Here is a 13,956-nt window from a genome sequence, read left to right as displayed (position 1 = left end):
ATAACCCTTTGTGCATTACCCTTTGATCGCTCCTGCGGTGATCCCCTCGATAAAATACCGGTTCAGAAACAGATAGACGATCAGTATGGGGACAATGGACATTACGGTTCCGGCCAGCATGGTACTCCATGCAGCCACGCCGTCACCCTGGTCCTTGAGCAGCACCACGCCCACTGTCAGGGGACGCAGTTCGGAGCGGGACAGGGTAAATGCCAGGGGCATCATATAGTTGTTCCATGTATCCCTGAAGGCCAGGATACCGGTGGTTGCAAGGATGGGTTTCATGATGGGCATCAGGATCGTGGTATAGACCTTAAAGAAGCTGGCGCCGTCAATGGTAGCCGCCTCGTCTATCTCCTTGGAGATCCCGTTGCAGTATCCCATGACCAGGATACAGTAAAAGGGCTGGGCGGTTGCGATCTGGGTGATGACCATTCCCCAGATGGAATCCAGAAGCCCGAGCTTGCGGCAGAGCTGGAAAATAGGGAATAGGGTAACTGCCCCGATCAGGAACATCATAAAGCCAAAGGTGCCGGTGAGCAGTTTTTTGCCCGGGAAATCGCACCTGGACATGGCATATCCTGTCATGGAGGATGTGATGATGATACCGATCACCGATGCCACGGCAAAGAACACGCTGTTTAAGGTGTATCTGGCAAAGTTGGCCTGCTTCCAGGCTTTCATATAGTTCTCGGGACGCCATGTTTCCGGAAATATCTTAAGACCGCCTAACAGGAATTCCTCTGTGGATTTAAAGGAACCGCCCACTGCGTATACCAGCGGAAATACCAGCAGGAAAATGATGACTGCCAGCAGGGCGTATAATAAGATCATATCTCTTCTGTGGTTTGCTTTTTTCGACATGAAGATCCCTCCTAGTAATTCATGTTTTTGGTGGCGCGGATATAGAGCAGCGTAATGAACATAACCAGCACCGTGGACAGGATACTGATGGCAGAGGCATAACCCTGCTGGGCAGTGCCCATGGTCTCAAAAAAGTATCTGTAGATGTACATGGTCATGACTTCCGTGGAATTTCCCGGACCTCCGTTGGTCAGGGCTTTTACGGAGTCAAACAGCTTCAGCGCGTTCATGATGCACAGGGCCGTGATGGTCTGGAACATGCTTCCCATCATTGGGATGGTGATCCTGAAAAAGGTCTGGATCTTGTTGGCCCCGTCCACCCTGGCGCTTTCGTATACATCGGATGGGATGCTCTGAAGGGCTGATAAAAACAATACCATGTAAAATCCCACGCCGCTCCAGGTACAAAAGAGCACAATGACGATCTTGGCCATGGTTCCGTTGCCGAACCATTCAATGGCTTTTTCGATCAGGCCCATTTTGATCAGCACGCCGTTGATAATTCCGTTGTAGGAGGCGAACATAAAATAAAATACGATTGCCATGATGGCAGTACTTGTGATATTGGGTACAAAGATGACTGCCCTGGCCAGGCTCTGGCCTTTGAACCGCTGGTTTAACAGCACGGCCAGCAGCAGTGAGCAGGGGATCTGCACCAGCGGGATGGCAACACCCATCTGCAGTGTGTTGATCACCGAGTTCCAGTAGGTCGCGTCCTTAAACAGGCGCGTGTAGTTTCTTAGCCCCACGAACACGGCGGGGGAAAAACCGTCATATTTGAAAAAGCTGTAATACAGTACGTACAGCAGCGGATACACTCCAAACAGTATTACCATGAGGATGGTGGGGGACATCATCAGATACGGCTGTTTATATTTGCCCAGACGGGCCAGGAAACCCTTATTTGTTCCGGCAGTTTTCACTTTTTTTACCTATCCTTTCTGAATTTTGGTCAAAAATAGAGCTGCTGCAAAACATTACATTTTACAGCAGCCCTGCTTTCTCCTATTTCACGCTGCTCTCATCAATGGATCCGCTGGCAATGGCGTCCTCCAGGCCTAATGTATAGCGCTGGTTCAGGTCTTCCACGGCTGCATCCAGGTCAGCCGAAATATCGGCTCCCTCAGCAGCCTTGGCAAACAGGTTGGTGAATACCGTGTTACGGTCATCACCCTCCAGGCTGATGAATTTGTGAGGTTCAAATTTAGGGATATCCAGGTCATCTGTCTTAAAGCTGTACTCCACACCCTGCAGGTTCAGATCCTCGATGCCCAGGGAATCCAGGTCATTGGCGCGGTTGTCATTTCTGGGAACCGGCATGTACTGGTTGGCAATGGTCTGGTTGGACAGCCAGTAGGTGTAGAACTTCTTGGCAGCCTCCACATTTTTGCCGTTGCCCACAACCCAGTTTACGCCGCCCTCTGCCCAGTACTTGTCGGCAGTATCGCTTTCAAATACGGGAAGGGGTGCTGAATCCCAGTTGCATTTTGCATCCATCTGGGTTGCGTAGCTTCCGGGCATCCAGGTTCCGTCAATATACATTCCAATGGTCCCCGCTGCAAAGTTGGCCCTCAGGGTGTCGATTCCCAGTGTCAGGTATCCTGGGAACAGGGAGCCGTCCTTCATCATATCCACATAGAAGTTAAAGTAATCCTTGTTGGAGCCAAAGTCATAGGACTTGGTGGCATTGTTCCATCCGTAACGCTGTACATCGCTGGTGGCGTAGAGAATGGGGTCGATCACACGTTCCCAGATCTGGGCCACGCCCAGGGGCAGCCCGAAGCCGTATGCTTCCCCGCCGCCTGCCTCGGTGATCTTCTTGGCATATTCCCGCATTTCCTCCAGGGTTTTTGGCGGTTCCTCAGGATTTAAACCCGCCTTCTCAAAAAGGTCTTTGTTGTACAGCAGACGGTAGGCGCTGACACGTACCGGTACGGAGTAGAGCTCGCCGTTGAGATAGAACTCCTCTGGTGTAAATGCGCTGGGGTTGTAGTTTTCCTTTATCTCATCCGTGATGCAGTCATCCACGGGAACGATCTGTCCCTGCTTTGCCAGGGTCTGAACCGTGATGCCGCCGCTGCATTCCAGAATGTCGGGGGCTGAATCCCCGGAGATGGCCATCTGTACCACGCTGGAATAGTTTTCTCCATAATATTCATAGGTGGCATGGACTTCACTTTGTGACTCGTTAAAGGATTCGATCAGTTTCTGGATGCCCTCATCCGGGCCGCTTCCCTTGGTCCAGATTCGTATTTCCGTGGTCTCTCCAGACGCTGCAGAGCTTCCTGCCGAACTTCCGGCTGTCCCTGCCTCGGAACCTGATTTTGTGCTGTTGGAAGATGTGCTGCCGCATCCGGCGGTGGTAAATGCCATTGCCCCGGCCATGGCAAGAATGGTGATTCTTTTTAGGTTTTTCATAACTCCCTCTCCTTATATTTGATAGTGACATTATATCGGATTGAAAACCCCTTTTGTGAACCTGAGATTATATGGTTTTAACTTTTTGTTAGGTCTTATTTGTGTTTCCGGTATTCCACCGGGAGCATGCCCGCGTACTTTTTAAAGGTACGGGTAAAGTGCTGGTTGGATGTATAACCCACCAGTTCCGCTATGTACTGTATCTTGTGATCCGTTGTGGACAGCAGCCGTCTGGCTTCCTCCATGCGTACCTGGGTCACATAGTCGGTAAACGCTTCTCCTGTCTCGGATTTAAACAGCTGGCTCAGGTAGGAGGGGTTCAGGAAAAAGTAATCAGCGGCCTTTTGCCTGGTCACTGTCTGGTAATTCTGGGAAATGTAATGCTTCATCCGGTCAATGAGACGGGTGGAGGCTTCCAGGGACTCCTGTCCCAGGAACGCTATGATCTGTTCCGTGACAGTCTCCAGCCAGCGGCGCAGTTCCCCCGAGGTCTTAAACTGATACAGATAATCGGGCTGGAAGATCTGGGATGTGTCGTAGGCTCCGTTTTCAATCTGGTGCTGGAGCAGGATACCCTGGTAATCCGTAAGCAGGCGGATGATCTCCGTGTAGATGCCCTCCCTCTCCATGCCCATTCCGTCAAACATACCGTGACAGAAACGGCCCAAGCGGACCATGGCATTTTTCTGTTCCCGGTGCTGTACCGCGTCCAGCAGTTTTTCTTTCCATTCCAGCAATTCCTTGTAATCCACATCCTCCCTTTTTCCGCCTCTTTGAATGCCTCCCTGGTAAATACCGGTTTCCCCGGATTCATAAAAACGGCGCTCCAGGGCTTTTTCAGCCTCTGTATAGGCGGTGCGCACATTGTCCGGAAATGTAACCCCGCTGCTGATCCCGGCTGACATGGGTACGCGGCAGAACTGTTTTACGGTGTCAAGGAGACGGGAAATAACGGACTGAAAGGAATCCTCCGCCCTTTCCCGTGTCTGCCCATGGCTCTGTACCTCATGGGAGGAAGGAGCATGGAGAGAAGGAGCATGGAGAGAAGGAGCATGGAGAGAAGGGTCATGGAGAGAAGGGTCATGGAGGGAAGGATCATGGATGGAGGGGAGATGGATGGAGGGGGTATACAGAAACAGGATGGCGGAAGTTTCATTGCCCAGGGAAACGCACTCGCAGCTGCCCGCCTCCAGGCAGATCTCCTCGATCATATTGTCAATAGCAAACTTGATAACGGCCTGTTCCGTGTCCCGAAGGGGAATGTCCGTATCCAGCAGGGCCACCATGGCCATGGATTTGGGAGGACACAGTTCCATGTTTTCCCACATATGCAGGATATGGGAAGGGGAGAGGTCTTCCCTCAGCAGCTTGCGCAGAAAATTCTCCTTGGCCCCGCGTTTCAGGTGGTAGAGGCGGACCGTGGCCTCCTCCTCCTTTTGTTTCTGCATGCGTTTTTCATCCAGTTTTTTTACCGCCTGAAGGATCCTCTCCCGCAGATCCTTTTCCAGCACAGGCTTTAGCATATAGCAGGCAGCGCCTTTTTCCAGCGCTTTCTGTGCGTATTCAAAGTCACTGTAACCGCTCATGATCATGATCACCACATCAGGAAACTGTTCCTTTACATGGTCGATCATTTCCAGTCCGTTCATGGACGGCATGCGGATGTCCGTAATAATGATATCCGGTTCCGTCTCATTGATGATGTCAAGGGCCTCATCCCCATCATAGGCAGCCCCTTCGATCCGGCATCCCAGGGATTCCCAGTCCACCAGCTGCTTCATTCCTTCAATGATCAGCTCCTCATCATCCACTAAAACCACTTTGTACATGTTCATACTTCCCCCTTATCCTGTGAAGCCCGCGGCAGATGCAGGCTCAGTGCTGTTCCTATCCCCTCCTGGCTGTCAATTCTCAGTCCGTATTCCTTTCCGTAATACAGCTTCAGGCGGGTGTTGATATTGTTTAGTCCGATGTGCTCGCTTTCCAGCGTGTCCGGCTGGTCCAGGGTTGCCCGTATTTCTTCCAGCCGCAGGGGGCTGATCCCCTTTCCGTTGTCCTCCACCGTGATATCCACGGTCTGATCCGTGTACTGGGAACTGATGCGGATCTGCCGGTTCATCCTCCGCTTTTCCAGTCCGTGATGGACCGCATTTTCAATGAGAGGCTGCAGGGAAAATTTAGGGATGATCATGTCCATGACATCCTCCGGAATCTGTACATCCAACTGGAACTTGTACCTGAACCTGAGATTCTGCAGTTCTATGTAACAGGTGACATACTCCAGCTCTTCCCGTACTTTTACGTACTCGGTTTTCATATCTGTTGTGCGCCGCAGCAGAAGGCTGAGCTTTTCGATCATTTCAGCCGCCTCGTGGTCCTGGTTCAGCAATGCCTTCATACGGATGCCGTCCAGGGTGTTGTAAAGAAAATGGGGGCGTATCTGGCGTTGGAGCATCATGATCTCCGCTTCCTTTTTCTTGATCTCAATCTGGGCCTTCTCCTCCATCAGTACTTTGATCCGGCCCGCCATGTGGTTCAGGCCCGCGGCAATGGTTCGGATCTCATCATTGCTGTCCACTTGAATCTCCACATCCAGGTTTCCCCGCTCAATGGCTTCGATGCCTTCCATCACCCTGGAAACGCCCCGGCTCATCACCTTGGAGGAGCCCACAGCCAGGGCAACGGCCAGACCGCCGCCCAGGACCAGGAGCATGACGGCAATGCGGCTGAGTTCATTGAGATCCCTGAGCAGCACATCCTGGGGAACAATGTAGGCCACATACATGTCCAGATAGTCGGAGTGTTCCATGCTGATATTCCATGCCTGACCGCCCAGAACTACCTGGAACGGGCCTGATTCCCTGTCCAGCCTGTGTTGGATCTCCTCCATGACCCGGCTGCCCGGGTCAGTCCCGGAAAGATAGAACAAATTCTGCTTCCGGTCAAACAGGGCCACGCTGTTCTGGTCCAGCCTGTTTTTGCGGCATATCTCGTCCAGAAGCCGCCGCTTCATATCCACCCGGACCACCCCGTTGATCTTCATCTCGCTGTAGCTTCTCAGCTTTCTTGCAATGGAAAACACCTCGTCCGCATTGGTCTTGTGAAGGGGCATGACACAGAACATTTCCGGGTCATCCATAAAGGTGAGGTACCATTCCTCCTGGGAAATGTTGACGCCCTGGCGGTAAGGCACATTGGGGCCCCCGGTGAACACCCGGCCGCCGGAATCCGCTATGAGGATCCCGTCCGCATCGATCCTTACATTGAGGATCCGCTCAATGGAAGCCATAACCTCGTTGTAGTAATCCACATACCTGGGGCTGTCCTCAGGGATCTGTTCCCCCAGCTTTCTGATCATATCCTCCTGAAGCAGGAAGGTCATGCTCAGGCGGTCGATCTCCCGCACCATATTGGTGATGGAACTGGTAATGCTGTCCACATAGACCTCGGAATATGCGATCATATTCTTTTTCAGCACCTGTCTGGATATTCCATAAAAGGCGGCAAACACGCTGCCTGAAAGCAAAATTATGCCCAGCAGAAGAAGCATCAGCTTTTTTTGGAACCCCATCTTCTGTTTTTCCCGCATTTATTATCCCCCCGCAATAGCATGTCCTTTGTTTTTTGACTAAAATTATAACATACAAAGAAGGGAATTACAAAGATAGGGAATTTTATTGTTAACATGGTTATCAACCCTGTGGTATTCATGCTATAATTGTAACTGTTTAGGACATCCGATGTAAAAATGGGTCTGTTACCTATAATTTAGGGATTAAGGAATAGGCGGAGCCGAAAAGGGCGGACCGGGATACCCGGAAGACAGGGAAATGTAATGGGGATGACCGGAAGATAAGGAATGGGGGAGGGCTTGGCATGGACAAGATCATGGGACGGTTTATCAGGGAGTTGGAGGAGGCGGAGGTCTGTCTGCACAGCGTGGCCCTTATTTATAGAGGGAAGGTTATAGGTGAGCGGTATTTCGGACCCTTTGGGCCGCATACTCTGCAGCGCATGTTCTCCGTGAGCAAAAGCTTTGTATCAGTGGCAGTGGGGCTTTTGTGTGAAGAGGGCAGGATCGGGCTGTCTGATCCAATCCTGCAGTATTTTCCGGAATATGCCCCGGACATCATTCCTCCTCAGCTGGCCAGGATGACCATCAGGGATATGCTGAGGATGCAGACCTGCTATGATAAGACCACGTACAAAAGGGACCCCGGACAGCCATGGGTGCCCAGTTTTTTCCATACACAGCCCCATCATGAGCCAGGGATGGTCTTTATGTATGACACGTCATCCTCCCATACCCTCTGTGCGCTGGTGGAAAAGCTGTCAGGAAAAGAGATCATGGAGTATCTCAGGGAGAAGTGCCTGGACGAGATCGGATTTTCTAAGGAGGCATATTTCATAAGGAATGAGTTTAATGAGGCCATGGGGGGCAGCGGCCTTATGGCTAAAACAGGGGATATGATCAAATTTGCCAGGCTGCTGATGGAAGGGGGAGTGTTCCGGGGAAAGCAGCTTTTGCCAAAGGGATATATGAAACAGGCTGTCTCCTTTCAGACTCCCACCCGGATGAGGGGAGCTGTGAAGGAAGAACGCCAGGGATACGGCTATCAGTTCTGGCGCCTGACCCATCACGGATTCGGTTGTTACGGCAAGGGAGGACAGCTGGTCCTGTGCTATCCGGATCATGACCTGGCCGTGATCACCACCGCGGATACCACCAGCCTGCCTGAGGGAAACCAGGCGATCTACGACAGCTTGTACCGGAATATCTTTCCAGCACTGTCCTCCCGGGGACATTCAGGAAATCCGTCCCGTGGGAGCGATGGGCCATGTCCAGGCGGTTTGTCCTGTGGGGACACCTTGGCCGGTTACCGCGGCCGGTCCTGCGCGGGCAGGGGATCATCGGAGGATGCCGGGGCTGGCGGCATGACCTGGTCCGGGGAATGCCCCGGGGATTTCCTGTCCGCCAATGCCAGAAGCAAGGATGCCAAGGAAGCAGGCTCCGACCTTTGGGGAAAAGAGTATTGGTGCGAAGATGCAGGCGTCTGGAAAAAGATAGTGTTTTTCAGCGACAGGATCTGTTTTTGCACAGGGGATGAGGTATATGAACTGCCGGTGGGATGGGAAACCGCCTGGCCCGGAAGCTTCCCTCAGTACAATGATGCCTGTGTCACAAAGGCGGAGTGGCTGGATTTTTGCTCCCTTTACATAAGATCAGACATGCTGGGCGAAAACATGGCTGTTTTTGAAATGCAGGCTGTCTTTAAGGGCGCCGGGCTGCTGTGCTATATGAAACATACCCAGGAATTCCGGTTTGAGGAGTTTGCCGGGATATGGGAGGGGAAGCTGAAGAAGAAATAACCAGGAGGTATTAGCGTGTCAGGGATTGCTGTATTTTTACCCAATGAGACCATGTGCCGTCAGGCGGAGGCCATTCTCAGCAAACGGAAAAACCATGTGATTGTCAACAAGCCCACCACCATTGACAATGTGGTGGAGGAAACCAGGAAAGCCATTGAACTGGGGGCGAACATTGTTGTGGCCAGGGGACATCAGGCCAGTGACGTAAAGCTTTATACCAGCATTCCCACGGTTGAGGTGGTGATGACCGCCCAGGAGCTGGGACTGCTTATCGTTAAGGCAAAGAAGATGGTAAACAAACCGTTTCCCAAAATAGGGATCTTCTGCTGGGAGGGAATGCTCTGTGACACCACTTATTTTGAGCAGCTCTACGAGGTAAAGATCACCACCTATCATCTGGAGAATCAGGATGATTGGTATGAATTGGTGGAGCATGGCATTGCGGAGGGGATCGATGTGCTCATAGGAGGAGAAAAATGTGTGCGCTACGCCACGCAGAAGGATTTTCCCTCAGTGTTCCTCTCAACCACAGGAGAATCCATTGAAATTGCCATCAACCAGGCAGAGACCATGTATGAAATGGCTGAGTCTGAAAAGCACAGTTACGCCCAGTTCTCCACAGTACTTGACAGCTCCTTTAACGGTATTGTAAAGATCGGGGCGGACGGGCAGATCCAGACCATGAACCGGGTGATGGAGGAAATGCTTAAAACCAGCGTCAAATCAGCTGCCGGCCAGCACATATCAGAGATCATGCCATTCATGGACGGGGAAAAGATCGGGAAAGTGCTGGCAGGGGAAGAGGAAACCTATTCCGCCTTTATCAGCAATGAGAAAAACGCCATGGTGGTGATCGCGGAGCCTATTGTGGTAGAGCAGGTGATTACAGGCGCTATCATATCCTGCAACCGGACCATGAGGCTGGACTGGTCGGAGGACAAAATGAAGGAAAAACTTCTGGCCGGGTTTGTAGCCCATGAGAATCTGGACCATATGCTGCTCAAACGGCCGGGGTTTAAGGATGCCGTGGCCCTGGCCAAAATCTACGCCCAGTCCAGCAGCCCCATCCTGGTGGAAGGATATTCCTACGAAGAACTGGAACAGTTCTGCCAGGGAATCCACAATTACAGCCTGCGCAAAAACGGTCCCTTTGTGGTGGTGAACGCGGGCAATATACCGGTGGAGCGCCAGATGCACGCTTTATTTGGGATCTCGGAAGCCGGCTTTGATAAAAAGCAGAGAGGTGCGTTACTTAAGGCAAATGACGGAACCCTGGTGATACGCGCCGTGGATAAGCTGGAGCTGCCCGTGCAGAGATATCTTCTCAGCGCGATCCGCAAAAAAAGGTTTGGTCTCCTGGACATTGAAAATGAAAGCGTGCAGCGGGTGGATACCCGTATCATTGCGTGCACCTCCAAGGATCTGAAAAAAATGGTCAATGAGGGAAGGTTCCGCAAAGACCTGTACTACCTGCTAAAGGCCTTTGGGATCACACTTCCCAAAGCCTCGGAGCGCAGAATGGATCTGGAGATCCTGCTGGATGAATATTATAAGAAATACCTGGAACGTCATACCAGATACCATGTGCTGACACCGGAGGCCAGGGAAAAGATCCTCAGTTTCCAGTGGGATAACAATGACGTCCAGTTGGAATCCTTTTGTGAGCGTATGATCCTTACAGCCACCAGGAGGAAAATCTCAGGGGAATATGTTCAGGACCTTCTGGACTCCCTGTACGATCTGTCGGAGCAGGAGGTAAAGATACCCCAGACATCATCAGACAGAGGTTTTCTGGAGGAGGCAAAGATAAAGGATATCCGGGATGCCTTGATGCGATATAACGGGAACAGGATGCTTACGGCAAAGCATCTGAATATCAGCACCTCCACCCTTTGGAGATACATGAAGAAGTATGGGATCTGACCATAGTACGGCCTAAAACAGCGTTGCAGACCTCAGGCAACTGGCGGATGCAGCGCTGTTTTAGGCTGTTTTGCTGTTTTTAAGGGATTAATAAATAAAAAATTTTTATTCTATATCTGCATATAGATTTCAGCGGTGAGATGATATGAAGCGTTTTGTTTTTAAATGAAATAAATTGAACGGCTAAATGAGAAAATAGATATATTGATTAAAAAATGTCTCGGATATCGTATAATATGTCAATTCTCACAAAAACAAAGCTCTGATATAATGATTTTCAGTTAAAAACATATGAAACGGGGAAGAAAAATGTTTGAATTTGCAGACAGAATATGTTTTACAAAGGCCGTATATTACAGTATGAAACAAATTCCTCTTTACAAACCGTTTAAGGACGGGACAGGGGGGATGGGAAAGTTTGCACCGGAAACGGGTTTCCTGGATTTATATGATGATGAAGGATGCTGCGCACACCATCTGGCCATTGGAAGAGGGTTTGTGGAGACCATGCTTCCAAAGCTGTTCGGCGGTGGAAAAAAAAGTTACAATGATTGGCGGCATGATCTGTACTGGCAGGTACGCAATGCCGGTTTTCAGAGCAGCCAGGCAGTGGATGTGGGGCAGGTGGACCTGATGCTGCTGGATATCCTTGCCCAGAGACATGGAAAACCCCTGCACCGTTTTCTGGGGGCTGATAAGGACTGGGCTGTCTGTTATAAAGGGGGAGGTTCCCTGCTCCTGACCGATGATGAGCTGGTGGATGATATGACCAGATATGTGTCGGAGGGATATAAGACAGTAAAGTTTAAAGTGGGCAGTGACTGCGGCAGGGATATGGAGAGGGACATCCGCCGGATCGCTAAGGTCAGGGAAGCTGTGGGCAGTGAAGTCGGAATAGCGGTGGATGCGAACCAGGTATTTGGGGTGGAGGATGCGGTGCGGTTTGCAAAGATGGCGGAGTCATATGACCTGGAATGGTTTGAGGAACCCATCCACGCCCATGATATGAACGGCATCAGGGCACTGAAGGAGATGGGCGTCAAACAGCCTCTGGCATTTGGGGAATCCATGCGTATCTCCTATGCATATGAGACTTATCTGGAAAAAGGAGTGGATCATCTGCAGCCTTCCGTGGGCAGGATGACAAGAATGGATGACCTGTTGGCCATCAGGGATATGTGCAGGGCCCAGGGAAAGACATTTTCTTCCGGCGGACGCTTGTACCTGAATCTTTTGTTCGGATGCTTATATAATGAGGACGAGCGGATTGAGTACCACGAACCCATCAGCGCGCCTGTGGGGGCATACACATTGTATCCGCCCACCAAAAAAGGAAATCGTTTTTACTGGGAGGATGGTTTTGTGGGAAATCCCCTTCGCATGAATATAGAGAAGCTGGAAAAGGACGGTCTTTTACTCAGCAGGGAAATTTATCTGCCGGATTAAGAACTGGAACTGACGGCAGCAGCCCGTGATCTGAAGATGCGGGAGTCTTGACCAGAGGGAAAGGTGAAAAGGAGGTTATGAATGAAGAGGACAGGAAGACGGGAGAAGTATCTCTATTATAAAAGGCAGGCCACACCTTACATACTGCTTGCGCCCATATTGCTTTTTGTGTCACTGTTCCTGCTCTGGCCCATGATCAATGTGTTTGTCATGAGCGTTCAGGAATACAGGCTGCTAAAGCCGGATGAGAGACATTTTATAGGGTTTCAGAACTTTGTGACCGTGTTTACGGAAGACAAAGTATTTATGAAAGCGATTAAGAATTCAGTGGTATGGGTGGCTGTCAGCGTTGCGGCCCAGACCATACTGGGATTTTGGCTGGCTTATCTGCTGAACCAAAAGTTTAAGGGAAGAGGCCTGTACCGGGCCCTGGTCCTGTCCCCCTGGGCAGTGGCAGGCGTTATGGTGGCCATTATCTGGTCCCTGATCTACGGAGAGACCTTTGGGGTCCTCAATGACCTGCTGTTAAAGCTGGGGCTGATCGACCAGAATATATCCTGGTTCTCAGACAGCACCAGGGCTATGACAGCTGTCATTATTGCCAATGTGTGGAGAGGGATTCCCTTCTTTACCATCAGCTACCTGTCGGCACTGGCGGGAATATCCGATGATATCTATGAATCCGCCAGAATTGATGGCGCCAGGACAATGGTGACCCTGTTTAAGATCACCCTGCCCATGATCAAGGATACCATTGTCATCACCACCTTGCTGCGCTCCATCTGGACCTTTAATGCGGTGGATTTGATCAATACCCTGACAGGAGGCGGACCCAATAACGCGACCATGACCATGCCCCTGTATATTATGCAGAAGTTTAAGCTGGAGTATAATTACGGATATGCGTCCGCCCTGGCAGCCATTGCAAGCTGTATCATGATGGTGGTGGCGTTCACCTATATTAAAATCGGTAAACTGGGCAAGGAGGAGATGTATTGATGGGAACAAAAAGAAAACAAAAACTCAACAGGTTTTTCTTCCTGGCAGTGCCTCTGGCAATCTTTCTGCTGATCACCCTGGCACCATTTTACTGGATCCTGGTAACTGCGCTGAAAACCAGCACCGAGGTGTTTGCAAAACCCCTCACCTACTGGCCTGTCAATATCACCTTTGACAATTTTGTGAACCTATTCAAAAAGCTTCACTTTGAACAATATTTTATTAACAGCTTTATCGTATCCATCTCCGTTACCACACTGGTCAGCGTCATGGCACTGATTGGAGGATATGCCATGTCCAGGTACAAATTCAGGGGAAAGTCATTTGTATACGTGCTTCTTCTATGTACCCAGATGTTTCCGGCAGTGGTGCTGATGATCCCTCTGTTTCAGAGCATGAACAATCTGAAGCTGATCAATGACCTGCGCTCTCTGATCATTGTCTGTTCCTGTACAAACCTTCCTTACTGTATGTTTATGATGATGGGTTACTACAATGCGATCCCCCGGACATTGGAGGAGGCGGCCCAGGTGGATGGCTGCAGCCTTCTCCAGGCAGTGTTCCGGATCCTGCTTCCGGCCATGAAACCAAGCATTGTGGCCACCGGAGCCTATGCGTTTATTAACTCATGGAACGTGTATGTGTATGCCACTGCATTTATCACCAGAAAAGAAAAATATACGATTCCCCTGGCACTCAGCATCTTTCAGGGGGAGGCCAACACCAACTATGGGGGAATTGCCGCAGCCTGCGTGGTTGCCCTGATCCCTGCGCTGCTTTTATTTTCCATTATACAAAAGAATCTGGCAGGAGGAGCTACCAGCGGCGCTGTGAAGGGTTAGTCAGCCCGAAATGGAATGTCACTTTCCAGTCCCGGACCTGTTTTGGCCACAACGTCCGCTTTATGGACAGAATACCGGGGCATGGAGGAAATCA

General features: G+C 50.7%; 10 protein-coding genes. 5 read left to right on the top strand and 5 right to left on the bottom strand.

Annotated features, from left to right (window positions below):
- Positions 1-15 precede the first annotated feature (15 nt).
- The 5 genes from CLFS41_RS17345 to CLFS41_RS17320 form a co-directional block, all read right to left on the bottom strand.
- On the bottom strand, positions 16-864 hold the full coding sequence (locus CLFS41_RS17345) for a carbohydrate ABC transporter permease (protein WP_007861746.1): 849 nt from the start codon (positions 862-864) through the stop codon (positions 16-18).
- Positions 865-875: 11 nt separating this feature from the next.
- Positions 876-1,787, bottom strand: a complete 912-nt coding sequence (locus CLFS41_RS17340; protein WP_082082619.1) for a sugar ABC transporter permease — start codon at positions 1,785-1,787, stop codon at positions 876-878.
- 82 nt (positions 1,788-1,869) lie between these two features.
- Positions 1,870-3,282 (bottom strand): extracellular solute-binding protein, encoded by a 1,413-nt coding sequence (locus CLFS41_RS17335; RefSeq protein WP_045092986.1) that lies wholly within the window; start codon positions 3,280-3,282, stop codon positions 1,870-1,872.
- Between the two features lie 95 nt (positions 3,283-3,377).
- Positions 3,378-5,117: a response regulator gene (locus tag CLFS41_RS29075; protein ID WP_052665798.1), complete on the bottom strand. Its 1,740-nt coding sequence runs from the start codon at positions 5,115-5,117 to the stop codon at positions 3,378-3,380.
- The gene (locus CLFS41_RS17320) at positions 5,114-6,871 is read right to left on the bottom strand and encodes a sensor histidine kinase (RefSeq protein WP_045092985.1); all 1,758 of its coding nucleotides are present in this window, start codon (positions 6,869-6,871) and stop codon (positions 5,114-5,116) included. Before CLFS41_RS17320 ends, CLFS41_RS29075 begins: the two co-directional genes overlap by 4 nt.
- A 287-nt stretch (positions 6,872-7,158) precedes the next feature.
- Here CLFS41_RS17320 and CLFS41_RS29070 point away from each other — a divergent pair, with 287 nt between their 5' ends.
- The 5 genes from CLFS41_RS29070 to CLFS41_RS17295 all read left to right on the top strand — a co-directional run bounded on the left by CLFS41_RS29070 (position 7,159) and on the right by CLFS41_RS17295 (position 13,862).
- Positions 7,159-8,652: a serine hydrolase gene (locus tag CLFS41_RS29070; protein WP_052665796.1), complete on the top strand. Its 1,494-nt coding sequence runs from the start codon at positions 7,159-7,161 to the stop codon at positions 8,650-8,652.
- Positions 8,653-8,667: 15 nt separating this feature from the next.
- Entirely contained in the window at positions 8,668-10,575 is a 1,908-nt protein-coding gene (locus tag CLFS41_RS17310; RefSeq protein WP_007861734.1) for a sigma 54-interacting transcriptional regulator, read from the top strand.
- Positions 10,576-10,884: 309 nt separating this feature from the next.
- Positions 10,885-12,021 (top strand): enolase C-terminal domain-like protein, encoded by a 1,137-nt coding sequence (locus CLFS41_RS17305; RefSeq protein ID WP_045092984.1) that lies wholly within the window; start codon positions 10,885-10,887, stop codon positions 12,019-12,021.
- Positions 12,022-12,102: 81 nt separating this feature from the next.
- Positions 12,103-13,020 (top strand): sugar ABC transporter permease, encoded by a 918-nt coding sequence (locus tag CLFS41_RS17300; protein WP_007861731.1) that lies wholly within the window; start codon positions 12,103-12,105, stop codon positions 13,018-13,020.
- The gene (locus tag CLFS41_RS17295; protein WP_007861730.1) at positions 13,020-13,862 is read left to right on the top strand and encodes a carbohydrate ABC transporter permease; all 843 of its coding nucleotides are present in this window, start codon (positions 13,020-13,022) and stop codon (positions 13,860-13,862) included. Before CLFS41_RS17300 ends, CLFS41_RS17295 begins: the two co-directional genes overlap by 1 nt.
- Positions 13,863-13,956 lie beyond the last annotated feature (94 nt).

The sequence above is a fragment of the Clostridium sp. FS41 genome, from assembly GCF_000954015.1.
Classification (GTDB): Bacteria; Bacillota; Clostridia; order Lachnospirales; family Lachnospiraceae; genus Enterocloster; species Enterocloster citroniae.
This window is presented reverse-complemented; position numbering and strand designations above follow the sequence as displayed.